This is a genomic window from Aliiglaciecola sp. LCG003 (assembly GCF_030316135.1).
Taxonomy (GTDB): Bacteria; Pseudomonadota; Gammaproteobacteria; order Enterobacterales; family Alteromonadaceae; genus Aliiglaciecola.
The window spans coordinates 2071029-2087794 of sequence record NZ_CP128185.1 but is presented as its reverse complement, the minus strand read 5'-3'; the positions used below and the strand labels follow the sequence as shown (position 1 = coordinate 2087794).

At 40.7% G+C, this 16766-nt stretch carries 19 protein-coding genes; 11 read left to right on the top strand and 8 right to left on the bottom strand.

What is annotated here, in order from left to right; translation table 11 throughout:
• The first annotated feature begins 18 nt into the window (after nt 1-18).
• Nucleotides 19-1149, top strand: coding sequence for a class Ia ribonucleoside-diphosphate reductase subunit beta (gene nrdB, locus QR722_RS09035; RefSeq protein ID WP_286287338.1), 1131 nt, complete (start codon nt 19-21; stop codon nt 1147-1149).
• On the top strand, nt 1149-1421 hold the full coding sequence (gene yfaE, locus QR722_RS09030; RefSeq protein ID WP_286287335.1) for a class I ribonucleotide reductase maintenance protein YfaE: 273 nt from the start codon (nt 1149-1151) through the stop codon (nt 1419-1421). Before nrdB ends, yfaE begins: the two co-directional genes overlap by 1 nt.
• A gap of 367 nt (nt 1422-1788) precedes the next feature.
• Here yfaE and QR722_RS09025 read toward each other — a convergent pair whose 3' ends face one another.
• The 4 genes from QR722_RS09025 to dapA all read right to left on the bottom strand — a co-directional run bounded on the left by QR722_RS09025 (nt 1789) and on the right by dapA (nt 6167).
• Nucleotides 1789-2757: a transposase gene (locus tag QR722_RS09025; RefSeq protein WP_286287332.1), complete on the bottom strand. Its 969-nt coding sequence runs from the start codon at nt 2755-2757 to the stop codon at nt 1789-1791.
• A gap of 260 nt (nt 2758-3017) precedes the next feature.
• Complete coding sequence (locus tag QR722_RS09020) at nt 3018-4121, bottom strand: phosphoribosylaminoimidazolesuccinocarboxamide synthase (protein WP_286287330.1); 1104 nt, start codon at nt 4119-4121, stop codon at nt 3018-3020.
• A 34-nt stretch (nt 4122-4155) separates the two neighbouring features.
• A complete protein-coding gene (bamC, locus tag QR722_RS09015) occupies nt 4156-5259 on the bottom strand; it encodes an NlpB/DapX family lipoprotein (RefSeq protein WP_286287328.1) in 1104 nt (367 codons plus the stop codon).
• A gap of 29 nt (nt 5260-5288) precedes the next feature.
• Complete coding sequence (dapA, locus tag QR722_RS09010) at nt 5289-6167, bottom strand: 4-hydroxy-tetrahydrodipicolinate synthase (protein ID WP_286287326.1); 879 nt, start codon at nt 6165-6167, stop codon at nt 5289-5291.
• Between the two features lie 237 nt (nt 6168-6404).
• Here dapA and QR722_RS09005 point away from each other — a divergent pair, with 237 nt between their 5' ends.
• Both QR722_RS09005 and bcp read left to right on the top strand, forming a co-directional pair.
• Nucleotides 6405-6932 carry a glycine cleavage system transcriptional repressor gene (locus QR722_RS09005; protein WP_286287324.1) on the top strand — a complete coding sequence of 176 codons (528 nt, stop codon included), beginning with the start codon at nt 6405-6407 and terminating at the stop codon, nt 6930-6932.
• Between the two features lie 8 nt (nt 6933-6940).
• A complete protein-coding gene (bcp, locus tag QR722_RS09000) occupies nt 6941-7408 on the top strand; it encodes a thioredoxin-dependent thiol peroxidase (protein WP_286287322.1) in 468 nt (155 codons plus the stop codon).
• A gap of 51 nt (nt 7409-7459) precedes the next feature.
• On the opposite strand, the gene QR722_RS08995 is transcribed toward bcp, so the two are convergent.
• Nucleotides 7460-8527 (bottom strand): AI-2E family transporter, encoded by a 1068-nt coding sequence (locus QR722_RS08995; protein ID WP_286287319.1) that lies wholly within the window; start codon nt 8525-8527, stop codon nt 7460-7462.
• A 345-nt stretch (nt 8528-8872) separates the two neighbouring features.
• Here QR722_RS08995 and bepA point away from each other — a divergent pair, with 345 nt between their 5' ends.
• A complete protein-coding gene (gene bepA / locus QR722_RS08990; protein ID WP_286287316.1) occupies nt 8873-10276 on the top strand; it encodes a beta-barrel assembly-enhancing protease in 1404 nt (467 codons plus the stop codon).
• On the opposite strand, the gene QR722_RS08985 is transcribed toward bepA, so the two are convergent.
• Nucleotides 10271-10744 carry a TlpA family protein disulfide reductase gene (locus tag QR722_RS08985; RefSeq protein WP_286287314.1) on the bottom strand — a complete coding sequence of 158 codons (474 nt, stop codon included), beginning with the start codon at nt 10742-10744 and terminating at the stop codon, nt 10271-10273. The two genes, bepA and QR722_RS08985, sit on opposite strands and share 6 nt — an antisense overlap.
• 113 nt (nt 10745-10857) lie before the next feature.
• On the opposite strand from QR722_RS08985, the gene arsC reads away from it, so the two are divergent.
• From arsC to QR722_RS08970, 3 genes are read left to right on the top strand one after another with little or no spacing between them, the layout of a single operon-like run.
• Nucleotides 10858-11211, top strand: coding sequence for an arsenate reductase (glutaredoxin) (gene arsC / locus QR722_RS08980; RefSeq protein ID WP_286287312.1), 354 nt, complete (start codon nt 10858-10860; stop codon nt 11209-11211).
• Complete coding sequence (gene wrbA, locus QR722_RS08975) at nt 11208-11798, top strand: NAD(P)H:quinone oxidoreductase (RefSeq protein ID WP_286287631.1); 591 nt, start codon at nt 11208-11210, stop codon at nt 11796-11798. The genes arsC and wrbA overlap by 4 nt, the downstream gene beginning before the upstream one ends.
• Before the next feature lie 3 nt (nt 11799-11801).
• Entirely contained in the window at nt 11802-12227 is a 426-nt protein-coding gene (locus tag QR722_RS08970; RefSeq protein ID WP_286287310.1) for a DUF2069 domain-containing protein, read from the top strand.
• A 34-nt stretch (nt 12228-12261) separates the two neighbouring features.
• On the opposite strand, the gene hda is transcribed toward QR722_RS08970, so the two are convergent.
• Together hda and QR722_RS08960 are read right to left on the bottom strand one after the other, a co-directional pair.
• Nucleotides 12262-12969: a DnaA regulatory inactivator Hda gene (gene hda, locus QR722_RS08965; RefSeq protein ID WP_286287307.1), complete on the bottom strand. Its 708-nt coding sequence runs from the start codon at nt 12967-12969 to the stop codon at nt 12262-12264.
• Nucleotides 12969-14081 (bottom strand): DUF2066 domain-containing protein, encoded by a 1113-nt coding sequence (locus QR722_RS08960; RefSeq protein ID WP_286287306.1) that lies wholly within the window; start codon nt 14079-14081, stop codon nt 12969-12971. The genes hda and QR722_RS08960 overlap by 1 nt, the downstream gene beginning before the upstream one ends.
• 235 nt (nt 14082-14316) lie before the next feature.
• On the opposite strand from QR722_RS08960, the gene purM reads away from it, so the two are divergent.
• The 3 genes from purM to QR722_RS08945 are packed head-to-tail and all read left to right on the top strand — an operon-like array spanning nt 14317 to nt 16699.
• On the top strand, nt 14317-15357 hold the full coding sequence (gene purM / locus QR722_RS08955; RefSeq protein WP_286287304.1) for a phosphoribosylformylglycinamidine cyclo-ligase: 1041 nt from the start codon (nt 14317-14319) through the stop codon (nt 15355-15357).
• On the top strand, nt 15358-16008 hold the full coding sequence (gene purN, locus QR722_RS08950; RefSeq protein ID WP_286287302.1) for a phosphoribosylglycinamide formyltransferase: 651 nt from the start codon (nt 15358-15360) through the stop codon (nt 16006-16008).
• Nucleotides 15968-16699 (top strand): DUF3108 domain-containing protein, encoded by a 732-nt coding sequence (locus tag QR722_RS08945; RefSeq protein WP_286287300.1) that lies wholly within the window; start codon nt 15968-15970, stop codon nt 16697-16699. The genes purN and QR722_RS08945 overlap by 41 nt, the downstream gene beginning before the upstream one ends.
• The last annotated feature ends 67 nt before the right edge of the window (nt 16700-16766 follow it).

Here is a 16766-nt window from a genome sequence, read left to right as displayed (position 1 = left end):
CAAGAGTATTCAGCACAGATGAAATATACAACGTTTAATCAAAAACCTACCAATCCGTTAAAGGAGCCAATGTTTTTTGGTAACCCTGTTAATGTGGCGCGCTACGATCAACAAAAGCATTCTATTTTTGAAAAGTTAATTGAAAAACAAATTTCGTTTTTTTGGCGTCCTGAAGAAGTGGATGTCAGTAAAGATAGAGTCGACTTTCAATCGCTTAGTGACGCTGAAAAACATATCTTTATCTCAAATTTAAAATATCAAACCTTGTTAGATTCTGTGCAAGGAAGAAGTCCTAACATTGCTTTTTTACCGATAATTTCCTTACCGGAACTTGAGACTTGGACAGAAACATGGTCATTTTTTGAAACCATTCATTCTCGCTCTTACACTCATATCTTGCGTAATCTATTTACTGATCCCAGCAGTATTTTCGACGACATCGTGGTTAATGAACAGATTAAAACTCGTGCAGGTGATATCTCTAAATACTATGATGATTTGATCTTTTACACTCAGCTTTGGCAAACCCAAGGAGAAGGAGTTCATACTGTTGACGGTGAGGTTCACACCATCAATATGCGTGAGCTCAAGAAGAAACTTTTCCTGTGTATGAACTCAGTTAACGCACTCGAAGCCATTCGTTTTTACGTATCTTTTGCTTGTACCTTTGCGTTTGCAGAGCGAGAGTTAATGGAAGGTAACTCAAAAATAATCCGCCTTATTGCTCGCGATGAAAACCTACATCTAACCTCAACTCAACATATTTTGAATTTGTGGCAAAAAGGTAAGGATGATCCTGAAATGGCCGAAATCGCTGAAGAGTTACAAGAAGAAGCACGTGCTATTTTCATGCAGGCTGTTGAGCAAGAAAAACAATGGGCTGGTTATCTATTCGCGCAAGGTTCAATGATTGGCTTAAATGAAGAGATTTTGTGCCAATACGTTGAATATATTGCTAATCATCGAATGTCCGCCATAGGTTTAGGACAGCCATTTGATATAACCAGTAATCCCCTGCCTTGGATGAATAACTATCTAAATTCAGATAATGTACAAGTTGCTCCTCAGGAGTCTGAGATAAGCTCATACTTAGTTGGGCAAATTGATTCCGAAGTAAATGCAGAAGACTTCGGTGACTTTGATCTTTAATGTCATCGAAAGATAATCTTTTTGTGATCACCGTTGGTGATCACCCTGCCTTCCCCTATCAGTCAGATGACACCGTTTTGGAATGCCTTGAAAAGCACAATATCGAAGTGCATTTTCACTGTCGAGAAGGATTTTGCGGTGCGTGCAGAACCACTATGCTCAGCGGTGACGTAGAATACACTACCGATCCCCTCGCCTACATTGATGATGATGAAATTTTACCGTGTTGTTGCACAGCAAAATCAGATTTGCACCTCAAACTCGGTAATTAATCATTTCTAACAATCGCTCTACTTACTTAATAGACACCCAACTACTTACTTAACTACTTAATAGACACCCAACAACTACTTAATAGACACCCAACTACTTAATAGACACCCAACTACTTAATAGACACCCAACCAAAGAATACAAAGTTTAAGACAGTCATATTAAAAAGTTTAAGACAGTCATATTAATACAAATCAAGACAACCTCTAGAATTGATAGGTTAGGCGCTCAACAAAGCTTATGAACCATTTTTTGATTATTTAGCTACTATCAAGAGACAAGGGTATGATTTTATGACAGGAATACCATGTCGTATCCGAGTGATACCACAGTATGAAACTGCACAACATTGAAATAAACCGGTGTTCAAACACTTATTTGTATTGGGATTTCGCGTTTTCGCTTAGTGTGGGCTCGATATCTATTTATGGAATCTACAGTCCCCGCTGCAACACTAAATGTGGACTCAAAACATTGGGTTAATATCTGCCACTGCTCCTTCTCAATTCCTAGCTTAGTTAAAATAGGAGTGGTATCAGCTGCAATACTACCTCGCTCATTTGGGGCAAGGCTTTGCCCGGTTAACTCTACCAACTGTATATACTCAAGTAAGTTTAATGCTAATCCTGGGGACTGATGCTGCTGTGAGCCTCCCACAAAGGGCATAAGAACTTTAGGCTGACGACCACGTTCAGCATGGCTTATCCGACGCTTGATACTGGTATGCTCAGACGTTTCCAATGAGTCCGCTATCTTAGCGCGAATTGGGTTCAAGTCCACATACACCATACACGCAGTTAAAGCCTGTTCATCTAGTAGAGCTTGAGATTTGAAGCGACCTTCCCAGAAATGCCCCGTGCAGCAATCTTCGGTATTTGCTTTTCTGGCTATAACTTCGTTGAGCTCTCGCATAAACCAACTGATATCGTATAGCCTTTGACGATATATGGCGATGGTCGCATTAAGGGTTATTTGCTCGGCTTGAGTCAGAGGCGTTGACTGTTTAGCTGTAAAGCGTTGTGCTAACAAGGTTGATTTATGTATTTTTTGCCAGCGCTTAACTATTTCTATATCTGTCAGCCCAAACGCTTTTTCTCTGTTTACATGCAGTACAACATGGGTGTGGTTACTCATCACTGCATATGCGCACACATTAATTGTGAAAACTGTACTCAAAAACAACAACCGGTCTTCCACCCAGCTACGACGGTGCTCATAGCTTTGGCCTGTTAATTTATCCTCTCCACATAGAAAAGCACGGCGAACGCAGCGAGAGACACAGTGATAATAGGCTGTATCAGATAAACTAATCTGGTGTTTCCTTGCCATTGGCATAAATAAACCCTTTACAAGTCATATGCCTTAAGCCTAGTAGATTTGAAACTGAAACAAAGTACAGTTCTAAGTCTAGTTTGGGTGGCTGTCTTAGGATTTTAGTCTTAGGATTTAGTCAGTTTGGGTGGCTGTCTTAGGATTTAGTCTTAGGATTTAGTCAGTTTGGGTGGCTGTCTTAGGATTTAGTCTTAGGATTTATTAGGATTTGGTTGTTAGGGTGGCGATAGGGCTCGCATAGCAAACCCTATTTTATCAGAGAACTAATCTATTAGGGCGTATTTGCTATTTAACACATCTATTATTTCTTGCCGTGGATCAGCATTTAACGCTAAGGGTTTGCCAATAATTTTTTCCGCAATATCCATATAGGTTTTAGACACTTGTAGCAGAACCTCTTGTGGGAGGAGATTATCTTTTGCCAAAGCAAAACGTTCAGGCATTCTATTCTTATTTAACAGGATATCCGGGTCGGGGAATTGCTTAAGTAATAACTGTCTGAATCCTTCCTTAGAATTTTCAATTACTTGACCATTGCGATAGGCTTCTCCATCCCAAATGCGGGATGAATCAGGGGTGCCCACTTCATCCATGTAAATCAGCTTATCTCTGCCTGTACGGTCTTTTACATAACCAAATTCAAATTTTGTATCGACAAAGATCTGATCTAATTTTGCTAAAGCTCCAGAAATCACATCAAACCCTTGTTTTAATAGTGATTCATATAAGGCAACATCATCAACACTTTTAAAATTGAACCTACCAAAATGGTCTACAATAGATTTCCTACTAATATTGGCATCATCTGCTTCTTGAACATCCGGTATACCTTTTAGTACACCTTTTGTGGAGGGTGTAATAAGTAAATTCTGGAGTTTACTGTCTTTTTGTAACCCTTCTGGAAGGGTAATTCCGCAAAATTCCCTGTCACCATTATGATATGCCCGCCACATGGATCCCGTAATGTATTGACGGCCAATAGCCTCGATCATGATCGGCTGAGCTTTTTGAACAATCCAAACGAAGGGATGGGGAATATCTAAAATATGGCTGTCAGCTAGTCCATTTTGTTTAAACAAATCAAACCAATGATTGGAAATTGCGTTTAGTGCAGTACCTTTACCTGGAACTCCATCAAGCCCACCCTGAGCTTTCCAAACACAATCAAATGCAGATATGCGATCGCTTATCACCATCACCGCTAGCGGCGTATCAATAGGAACGTCGTAGCCCTGACTTGCAATTAGTCGTTGACTATCTGACTCAGTTAACCAATATACCGAACGAACTTTACCACTATGAACAGCAGCAGAGGTGCGTATGGGAAGATCATCGTTTACCGCCAAAACAGCATTTGCCAAATTCATGAGCAAAATTCCTTAGGAAACAGATTAGTTCTGATTATATGTCTAAGTTTTCAGAAGACATGTTTTGTGAAAACACTGGGAATATGTCCTTGATAGTTTTTGCATCAAAAGGCGTATTCTCTTCGTCCATCAAGGTGATTAATGTTTTCGGCCCTTGCTTCTTAACCTTGATTCGATAGTCAGTTTTCTCTAGCTTCAATACGTCTTCACTTTTTGAAAACATAGAATCCCACCAAGACGTTTCTTCGCCGCCGTAATTAACGAATAAAAGGCCGTTAGACTTATCTAAATCTTTAACGTTAAAACCAAGCTTGCGTAATACCAGTAATAATCTCGGCCAAACAAGATCATAGTCACCAGACACTACAAAAGCGGCGATACCGTCACTATTGAAGCCCATCTCCATAGGGAAACCACTGCGAATCTGCCTGATCCGTTTGACATCTTCATAGCGAACTTGCTTCTCATAATGACTAATAACTTGGTTTAGAATATCAACTTCATTACGTCTGACTTGTTCTGAATTTATGTCAGCAATAACATCATCTCCGACGGTTTCTAAGTAATCCCGCAATTCGGTTCTAAGCTCTGCAGTGCGTCCGTGAGGTTTCATATTTAGAGTAAATTCAAAGCGGCGTCCAACACTGCGCTCAGTGGATGTCCACGTAAACCAACCGTTGTCTTTATCTTCCTCAATTATCATCCAGTCGGTAATAAGGGTTTGTTTTTCTTTATCAAAACTAACAATACCGATATCCCTATCTTCTAGAAAACTGATTAACGAATTCCAGATTGTGGTATCCAAGGGTTCGGAATCATTGACTTGGTCAAACCATACAGTAGCTTCTTTTAAGCCCTCTTCCACATGGGAACCTGTTACGAGTGGAAGCACTAGTGCGGGAGATATAACCGTTATCTTTTTACCAACTAAATCTTTAGGGGCTTCTTTGCCTATCTCAGGAATGGCATAGTCATATTTGACAACAGGGGTGTCGACGTCACTAGGTACTTTAAAAGTTTCATTTAATTTAGAGTCAACGTAATCAAAATCACCATTCGCACGTTGACGTTGTTCAAACGTGGTGCACGCAGATAAACTCATCGTTAGACAAACTGCAATCATTGTCATTCGAGCCATGCTTGTATCCTTTATTATTCTAGTTGTAATCACAAAACACCTGTTTCGCGCATGACTTGTTCGATATATTTTTTGCTCTCAAGTTCCGGAAGGACCAACGGTAATCGTAAATTTGCTGATTCTATTAGCCCCATTTTGTATAAAGCCCATTTTGGGAGCACGGGATTTGGCTCTATGAATAAAGCTTCATGAAGTGCTGATATCTGTTCGTTTACTTCACGGGCCTGAGTATATTGTCCTGCTGCTGCCAAATTGCATAATTCAGCCATTTGGGCTGGTACAATATTAGCGGTAACTGAAATGACACCATGCCCGCCTTCACTTAGGAACTCATAAGCACTTGCATCATCACCACTGAGTATAATGAAATCTTCACTCACTAAAGCTTGGGTGTCTTTTAAGCGTTGGATGCTGCCGGTCGCATCCTTAATACCAATTATATTCTTATGGGTGGCTAACTCAGCGACAGTTTCCGGTAACATATCTGCTACGGTACGAGACGGCACATTATACAAAATCACAGGCAAATCTGCCGCATCTGCAATGGCATTAAAATGCGCAATCATACCTTTTTGTTGTGGTTTATTGTAATAAGGAACCACACTTAAGAAGCCGGCTATGCCTGTCTGACCCAATTGCTCCGTCAGGAAAATTGCTTCGGCGGTTGAATTTGCCCCGCTTCCAGCTATAACGGGTATCTTGTTTTGTGCAAACTCAACCGTCCTTTTTACCACATCAATGTGTTCGTCAAAGGGCAATGTAGCTGACTCCCCTGTTGTTCCCACTGACACTAATCCATGGGAACCATTCTGGATATGGAATTCAACTAACTTTTGCAATCCTTTATAGTCAATGTCCCCTTTCTCGTCCATGGGGGTAACCAGAGCAACAAAACTACCTTTAAACATGCTTTCTCCACAAAAATGAAGCGCTAATGGTAATGATCAAGCGCTTTAAAAACAAGCTTTGAATCCACCTAAGCAAAGGTTAAATTGAGAAATAGTAAGCAATACTCACAAACTATCCCTTAGAAATTAAAAATCTGCGGTTAATAGATTTCCAAGGGGCTATTATTTAGTCATCATTCCAAAAATTAATAACTATGTGATAAGCTAACTCTCTTATCTATTTTTCAAATGCAGTGTATGAAACAACAACTCATAGTCACCTTTTTAGGTGCTAATAATGTCGGGATTTTAAGCGAAATTGCAAATGCAGTGAGTGATTCGGGTTGTAATATTCTCGATAGCAGACAAGCCATTTACGGAGAAGATTTTTCTTTAACGATGATTTTGGAAGGTAATCAAACTGCCGTGACTAAGGCAGAAATAAAGCTCCCGCAAACCTGCCAACGCTTAGATCTTTTATCGATGATGAAACGTACCAAGCGTCATTGTAAGCAGAACTTAGAACACTTAATTGACGTGGAAGTGAGCGGTGATGATACACCTGGAGTAGTGCATAAAATTTCATCTTTACTGGCACAATACAGCGCCGCTATCAGTGCATTGCGTCAAAACACCTTTACAGACCAAGACAGCCAGAAAGAAAAAATGAAAATTAAATTTGTCGCTAGTGTCCCCCAAGGTGCAAATGTTAGCAGTTTACAAACTGATTTTAATGCTCTACTTGATAACATGGGTCTAACTGGCAAAATTAGCGAAAACCATTAGGAATCTATATGCAACGTCTACAAGCTGGCGATACAGCACCGCAATTTACTCTCCCCGATCAAAACGGTAAACCAATAAATTTGGCCGATTTCACTGGTAAAAAAGTCATTATATACTTTTATCCCAAGGCGATGACCCCAGGTTGTACAGTACAAGCCCAAGGGTTAAGGGATAGTAAAGACGAACTCGATAAAGCTAACGTAGTGGTATTAGGAGTGAGTCCGGACGCCATTAAGCGTCTGCCTAAATTTATCGAAAGGGATGAGCTTAATTTTACCCTGTTATCTGATGAAGATCATGCAGTTGCCGACCAATTTGGTGTCTGGGGCCTGAAAAAATTCATGGGCAAAGAATACGATGGCATACATCGAATTACCTTTTTGATTGATGAAAAAGGTATTGTGGAACATGTTTTTGATAAATTTAAAACCAAAGATCATCATCAAGTGATATTGGACTATTTAGCGCAAAGTTAACTCAATTAGTCGTTGTTTTTGAACAAAGGGGGCTGCAGCTCCCTTTGTTATTTAAACCGTTGGCAACTGATTTTCAGTCGGTGACCAGGCAGTAATTACGGCTTTGACAAGGGTTGCAAGAGGGATAGCGAAAAACACGCCCCAGAAACCCCACAGCCCACCAAAAAATAACACCGCAATAATAATATAAATCGGGTGCAGACTAACCGCTTCTGAAAAAAGTATTGGGACTAGCACGTTACCGTCCAAAGCTTGAATTATTCCGTAGAAAAACATTAGATACCAAAAATCCGGGCTGATCCCCCATTGGAATAACGCAACGATAGCCACAGGTATAGTCACTACAGCTGCACCTATATAGGGTATCAATACCGAAAAACCTACCAGCACCCCTAATAACACCGCATAACGGAGGTCCATAAAGGCAAAGGTAATAGAGGATACGCTACCGACGATGACAATCTCGATCACCTTTCCACGGATGTAATTGGCAATTTGAGAGTTCATCTCAGAGCCGACCTGCTTGATTAATCTGCGTTCATTGGGAAGCAATTTGGAAATATTGTCTAACAATAGCGGTTTATCCTTAAGCATGAAAAACACCATCAAAGGCACCAGAATAAGATAAATTAACAAGGCACCGATATCAGCCAATGAACTGAATGATGCTGATATTATTTGCTCTCCAACCTGCACGACTTTTTCATTTAAACCGTGCAACATATTTTGAATATGGCCAACTTGCACATAATTTGGATATAAATCAGGTAAGGTAAGTAGCCATTGTTGACCTTCTTGCCAAATCTGCGGCGTCTCTTTGATCAAATTGACACTCTGTTGAGTAATAATCGGTACCAACACCACAAAGGTTAAAACCGATATTGCCATAAATAAAGACAGAACCAAGGCGGTGGCATAAATCCTTGAGATTCCCGTTCTAATTAGTTGAACAACGGGCCAGTCGAGTAAATAAGCAATAACAGCTGCGACTATGGCGGGCATTAAAATCCCACCCCAGAAAGCAAATACTAAAGACACACAAACTAATAGCATTAATAACATTAACGAATCTGGATCCGAAAATTTACGTTTATACCATCGGTCAAAAAGCTCTAACATTTGTTCTCCTGAGTATATATTAAGTGGTAGAAATAGAAGGTGATTTTGATTAGGTCTTAACTGAAACTAATAGCAACATAAGGCTAATTTACACCAATCTAAGCTTTAACGACTAACTATTTAACTCACAATCACTAGGAGCGCAATAGTTCCCTGAAATAACTGATTTAAATAATAACTTGGTTAAAAAAATGAACTTAATAGCCACTTACTGTTTCAAATGAAGCAGATTGCCCTTACATTAATGAAGATTGAAAATTTTTGAGTAGTATAAGTTTGAAAAATACACTAACACGGACCGCGTTAATGGTTTTTTTGTCGGCTTGCTGGGCACTAGCAAGCGGCATGACGTCGGCACAAGTTAATGATAGCAATAAGCGTAACGCCCTCCCTGAAATAGGTGTGGTGGCTTCAGAAGCGATTAGTTTAGATAAAGAAGTGCTAATCGGCGATATCTTGATGCGTCAGTTACGTGGCCAAGCCCCCCTAGTCAATGACCCTCTGTTGGATGAATATTTGCAGGATTTGGGTAATCGATTAGTGGTCCAGTCAGATAATGTGAAATTTCCATTTGAATTCTTTTTATTAAACAACCCGGATATTAACGCATTTGCATTCTTTGGCGGGCACGTCGGCGTACACACAGGCTTAATCTTTTATGCCGATAATGAAAGTGAACTAGCATCGGTGTTAGCTCACGAAATCGCCCACGTGACCCAACGTCATATCGCACGCAAGATTCAAGCTCAACAAAAATCATCCCCTTTGCAAATCGCCTCTGTATTTGGTGGATTATTACTTGCTCTTGCCAATCCAGAAGCAGGTATAGCCGCCGTTAGTGCGACAAATGCAGCGGCCCAACAATCGTCAATTAATTATACTCGCAGTAATGAACAAGAGGCAGATCGAATAGGTATACAGGTTTTAGCCGAAAGTGGCTATGATCCCAATGCAACCGCCTCTTTTTTTGGTAAATTAGCTGAAAAATACCGTCTTCGCTCTACCCCTTTTGCTTATTTAATGACCCACCCCCTCCCTCAATCACGGATTGCGGATGCTAGAAGTCGTGCCGCATCCTTTGAAGTTCGACAGGTCCCAGAAAGGCTCAGCTTTCACTTAGCAAAAGCGCGTATCCTAGCGAGATATTATGGGAATCCTAAAGATAATATTCATTATTTTTCCAGTGCGTTGGACAAACATCAGTACGTGTACAAACAAAGTGCTCAATACGGACTTGCCCTTTCCTATTTAGCCAATGAACAATATGACGAAGCCAAAGTACTGATTGATCAACTGCGTGCGCAAGAACCAGACAATTTATTTTACGTCGATACTGCGACCGATATTGCTATTGAGCTAAAAGATTTTGACCCTGCTATTGCCATGCTGGAACAGCAAGCCAGAAGCACTCCTCGCAACAGAGTAGTTACTTTGAACCTTGCCAACCTATTGATCAAGAAAGGCGAAATAGCGCGAGCTACCAGCTTGCTAAAAGATTACCTATTAATTAACCCTAATAACATGCTTGCTTTGCAACTGCTAACCGATGCCTACGGCTCCAGTCGCCAAATGCTTGAAATGCATCAAAGCAAAGCAGAAATTTTTGCCTTAGTTGCAGCCTATCCAAGAGCAATTGATGAATTGCACAGTGCCTATAATTTTGCAGCTGACCGAAAGCTTGAAAAACAACGGATAAAAGCCAGAATTGACCAGTTGAGAGACGCTCAAGATAGAATGAGAAACCTATAGAGTTCTAAGTTTCTCAATAATATTTTGTAATTCCTCATTCGTCATTTCGCCGTTTAACTCTTTTATCAACTCACCTTGAGGAGAAATGATAAAGGTAGCAGGCAAGGCCCTGGGTCTGTTGAAAGGAGGGTTATTGGGAAGGCCTGAAATTATATCAAATTTCATACTGTATTTTTGCTTCAGTTGCTTAAGCTTGCTCTCATCTAAATTGTCAAAATTGACCGCAAATAAAACTACATCAGCTTGTTGCTGAGCATATTGACTGAATATATTAAGTTGGGGAATTTCTTTCAGGCAAGGGGCGCACCATTCAGCGAAGTAATTAACTATTATGTATTGTTGCTTAAGTTCGTGCCATCTAAACTGCTTGCCGTTTAAGGTCTTGAAGTCATATTGCAATGATGGTGATAAATACAATCCCAAACCGCCAGCCATTACACATACTAAAATAAATCCGAATTTTTTCAAAAGTTAAACCTATACATCGATTTGCTTTCTAAGTTAAAAGAATAAACATTTGGTACCCAAGATATTAATCATTAGAATACCGTCTAAACCGAACAAATAAAAGTTGAGCTATTATGACCCAATTAGAAATATTGCATAATCCACGGTGTAGCAAAAGTCGGCAAACACTTGAATTACTCAAACAAAATGGCCATGACCCGGTTGTAATTGAATACCTAAAACATCCTTTAAGTAAGCAACAAATTACCCAAATAATTGAGAAGTTATCGATCCAACATCCTCGTTTGATGATGCGTACTAAAGAAGCAGAGTTTTCGGAATTAGGGCTTAATCACGAGGACACCAGTATAGATGCTTTTATTGAAGCCATGGTTTCCCATCCAAAATTAATCGAAAGGCCAATCGTTATTACCGAAAACAAGGCTCGGATTGGACGTCCGCCGGAATCAGTTTTGGAAATCCTATAGTGAAACCTATATTAGTATTGTATTACAGCTTACACGGGTCCACCCGCCACCTAGCCCACAAAATAGCCCAGGGTATTGAAATGCAAGGTGGGGAGGCGATGATCCGTACCGTGGCCAAAATTAGTGATGGTTTTACTCAGCAACAACCCGCTGTTCCGCAAAGTGGTGACCCATATGTGACCCACGAAGAACTTGCCAACTGCAGTGGCTTGGCACTTGGCAGCCCAACACGCTTTGGCAACATGGCTGGGGCCATGAAATACTTTTGGGATTCAACAGTCAATCATTGGGTCGCTGGTAGTCTCAATGGCAAACCTGCCTGTGTGTTTACCTCAACAAGTAGTATGCACGGTGGGCAAGAATCGACGCTACTTTCCATGATGTTACCCTTGTTGCACCATGGCATGGTGATCTCTGGACTACCTTATAACGAACCACAGCTGCATACCACGCAGACCGGGGGCACCCCCTATGGCGCATCTCATGTTAGCCTTGGTAAACAATCTACAGCGTTAAGCCAAGATGAAATAGCGTTATGTATTGCTCAGGGAAAACGCCTAGCAGACCTTGCAAAGAAATTAGGATAACAAATGCAATTGAAGACCCCTTTTTATCGAAAATTAGCCCTGACTAGCTACCTGTTACTTTTGGTATGGGTTCCTGTGTGGCATTTATTGCTAGCACTGCCTGTAGGACGGACGTTTCAATTTGAGATTTTACTGGCATTAGTTTGGACTATCCCACTCTTGTTCCCCCTTAGAGGTATGATCGCTGGTAAACCTTATACTCACGCTTGGGCCAATTTTGTGGTGATGTTCTATCTTATTCACGCCTTGACCAGCATCTATGCGGTGGAAAATGAACGTATATATGCTGCCATTGAACTTCTACTTAGCAGCGGCATGTTTATTGGATGTAGTGTCTATGCTCGCATGCGCGGGAAGGAATTGGGTTTAGGTATCAAAAAGTTAAAAACAGAGATGGCGGAAGAAAAATCTTTTTTTGAAAACAAGTGAAAATTATTAAACCGGCCAGAACGATTCCCGTGGTTTAAATATCTAATGCTTGCTTGATAAACGGAATACTAAGCTTCCGTTTTTCTTGCAAACTTTTTAACTCTAATGTTTCTAAAGTTTGGGTCAAGCTATGCAGATCCCGTCGGGTATGACTAATTAAATAGCGAATAGATTCCGGAGCAATAATGATCCCACGGCTTTTGGCTTTCAATACTAGGGCCTTTTCAATCAGGTCATCATCCAGTGGCTGTATTGTGAAGCTAATGCCCCAAGTTAGCCTTGAGATTAAATCGGCCAATTGGAACTCTAAATTCTTGGGGCCTTGATTAGCACTAATCACTAATTTACAACCCTGTGTCTCCTGACTACGATTAATTAAGTCAAACAAGGCCTCTTGCCAGTCAAGCTGATGTGACAAGTGCTGAATGTTATCGATACAGACTAACTGAATTTTTTCTAAATCATCTAAAATTTGCGCCGGAAACGGCATGTCTGGCTCTAGCGATAAATAAAAGTGAGAAATATTCTGCTGTGCAGCCAAGTGGCATAATGCGACCAACAAGTGGCTTTTACCAGCGCCTTCAGCACCCGCAAGGAAGGTTAGAAACGGTGTGCCGTCATTTTCACTGGGCGACACCAGTTGCCTACATTGCTCTACCAACAAATCGTTATCACCGACAATAAATGTGTCGAATGTTTGTTCATCAGGTAAATTTACATCAAGTACAATTTGGCGAGGCATTAGCGTTTCCAACGATAAGGCTTTTCGTTAATCTGCTGAGTCGAATTATCCTGAGGTGTTTCGATCCGGTCTTCCAATAGTAAAGCTTCTTTTAGGTTATCCATATTGCCAAACAATTTCAGCTTGAAAGTAGCAACATCACCTTGAATTTCAATTAGTTCTGCACTGGTTACAACAGACAGACTAGATAAAAAGCTTAATACTTCAGTATAGGCCGAAAGGCTGTCAACTTGGCTAATCTTCAATTCGGTACTATTTCCATTGACACCATCAGAGACAGCGCTGATTGAATACTTGTCAGCTAGTCTATCAGCAAGGGTTTCGATTAGATTTTCAATGGCTACAGCTTGGGTCAAGCCTATAACCTCACCGGATGAAAAGTCATCTTTACGACTCATTGTCCATTCTAACACCCATACATTAGCAACGTCTGGGTTTGTATCTGCTTGTTCTGCTTTGCTGCTAGTTGGGTGCGCTGACTCACTTCTATAAAATAACCGTGCAGCCACCATATATTCAGCGCCGTAACGCTCACTGGCGACAAGCAGACTTTGGGTATAACTAGACCACACGTCGTAAACACTAATCTTTTGGATATCAATTAGATCTAACACCGGAAAACTAACCGTTATACCTCTTTGCTGAGCGATATGCTTCGATTGCTCCACAAGTGCAGGAAAGGAGTCAGCGGCAACTAACTTACGTTTACCACCTTGTTGCTGTTCCACGGCAAGCCAGATAAGGGTTTCTGGCCGACGTTTACCCCAAATAGGAAAACCAACAGTACGAATTATATTTTCAACTTTTTGAACATCAAACTCTGCGTGATAAGTGATTTTATCTTTATCTATTGAAAAACGATAAGACAATAGAAAATCTTTGGCACGGGTTATCTGTTTCTTAATTTTTTCATCGGCAAGCAAGGAGCGATTACCACTGACCTTCACTAATACTTGAGAAAATGCTTGTTTTACCGCTTTTTGCTGCTGTACTGTGGATTGGTCATCGATTTCAACAGAAGCGTGAAACAAATCATCAATTACGCCCCCTTCGGCAGGAATTGCCCATGTAAGGGAGACACATAAAAGACACAGAAAAATCAAAATTCGCATTTCAGCTATACTAACCTTAGTTCCGCAAAACGATATTGTTATTGATTTAGTTACAAATTTCATCAACTGATTACGAATTGATGGCTAAAGATTACCATTTTCTGGTGTCAAGGTGGTTAAATTAGTCTTAATACTGAGATTATTTATTACAACTTATCCAGATTGATTTGATTTACAGTACCTTTTCTTTTGTCTAACTGATAAAATCCGCAAAATTTTTGCACCGAGGCATACCGTGAGCGATACAAATCCATCCCTTAGTTACAAAGACGCAGGCGTTGATATTGATGCTGGAAACCAACTAGTAGAAAGAATCAAATCTGTAACCAAAAAAACTCATCGTCCAGAAGTTAAAGGTGGGTTAGGTGGATTTGGTGCACTTTGTTCCATCCCACAGAAGTATAAAACCCCCTTATTAGTTTCGGGTACCGATGGCGTGGGAACCAAACTTCGCTTGGCCATGGATCTGAAAAAACACTTTGGGATTGGCATTGATTTGGTCGCAATGTGCGTCAATGATTTAATCGTTCAAGGCGCAGAGCCGTTATTTTTCCTGGACTACTATGCCACTGGAAAACTTGACGTTGATACTGCTACTGAAGTGGTAAGTGGAATTGGTGCTGGCTGTGAAATGTCAGGATGTGCATTAATAGGTGGTGAAACCGCTGAGATGCCAGGGATGTATCACGGCAACGATTATGATGTCGCAGGTTTTTGTGTGGGCGTTGTCGAGGCAGACGATGTCATTGATGGCAGCCATGTAAAAGCAGGCGACGGGATCATTGCCCTTGCCTCTTCTGGACCTCATTCGAATGGTTATTCATTGATCCGCAAGGTACTTGAGGTTAGTGGCGCTCAAACAGATCAAGCATTTGAGGGTACAACCCTTGCTGATCATCTTCTTGAGCCAACCCGGATATATGTAAAATCCATACTTAAACTTTTAGAAACAACTAAGGTTCACGCCATTTCACATATTACCGGTGGTGGTTTTTGGGAAAATATCCCCCGTGTTTTACCCGAAGGTGTAAAAGCGGTTGTGCAAGGCAATAGCTGGACTCGTCCGGCTATTTTTGACTGGTTACAACAGCAAGGAAATATCACTGAACATGAAATGTTCCGAACTTTTAATTGCGGTGTGGGTCTGATAATAGTATTGCCAGATTCTGATGTGCAAAATGCTATTGATATCTTAAATAGCTTAGGCGAAACAGCATGGAAACTGGGTTCAATTGAAGCGCAATCCCCTCAGGATGAGCAGGTAGAGATAATATAAGTGATTAACTCTCCTACTTCAGTTGCCGTGCTCATTTCAGGAAATGGTTCCAATTTGCAAGCCATTTTGGATTATTTTAATGATAAGCCAGATGTAGCTAAAATAATTGCAGTGATTTCAAATGTAGATGGTGCTTACGGACTAACGCGGGCCCAGCAGGCAAAGGTCCCCGGCATAGTGATAGATCATAAAGCTTTTTCTACGCGTCAAGATTATGATCAAGCATTGCTGGAAACGTTAACTGAGTTGCAAGTCGACTTAGTGGTGTTAGCTGGATTTATGCGAATTTTAAGCGAAGACTTCGTCAAAACTTGGGAAGGCAAAATGCTGAATATACATCCTTCTTTGTTGCCGAAGTATAAAGGCTTGCACACCCATCAAAAAGCATTGGATGCAGGAGATAAAGAGCATGGCGCCTCGGTGCATTTTGTTACACCTGAGTTGGACGGTGGCCCAGTTATAATACAGTCAAAAGTCCCAGTGTTTGAGGATGATACGACAACTGAGTTAGCCGAAAGAGTTCAGCAACAAGAACGCAATATTTACCCTCTTGTTGTAGACTGGTTTTGTAGTAAACGGTTGGTTATGGTAAATAATAAGGCAGTATTGGATGGAAACGAACTTCCCGAATCAGGCTATGCAGCTGATTAGTAAAATTAAATATGGATTTGCGCTTTTGGTATTGGGTTGCTGCTCCGTGGCTTCTGCTGCTGGCTTGACCGAATTTGAGGCGCAATATAAAGCCTATCAATATGGTCGAGAACTGGGTGAGGCCACCCTTAAACTAGAATCACTTGGTCGGCAAAAGTATCGCTTGGCTTACCAGTCAAAAATATCCTTTTTCTTTTTATCTGATATGCGAAAAGAAGTTAGTTTGTTTAGTTTTGAAAATGACACCATTACGCCGTTTAAATACACTTATCAACGCACTGGATTTGGTTCAGATAAAGATCTATTAGCTGAATTCAATCGTCAAGATAACTCTATTTTAGTCAATAAAGAGCAAAAACTTACCTGGCATGATGAGTTTGATAACCAACTCTATCGTTTGGATATTCAACTGCAACTGTCAAATGATAAAACGTCCTTCAAGTACAATCTTATTAATAGCCGAGGAGAACTACGCCATTATGATATGTTAGTTTTGGACAAAGAACCTTTGGAGCTGCCCTATGGCAGTATAGAAGGAATAAAAGTTAAGTTAATGCGCGAAAATAGCAAGCGAGAGACTTTTGCTTGGTTTGCGCCTTCTCTTAATTATCAACTTGTCCGCTTACAACAATTCAAAGATGGCGAAGAACAAGGCGATATCCAACTCGCCCGATTCCAAAGCGCCAATTAATACTTTAAAACTCCTTCGTCACTTTCTACGTATATCTTCAAGCCAACATTGTTCTGGCAATTTGGCT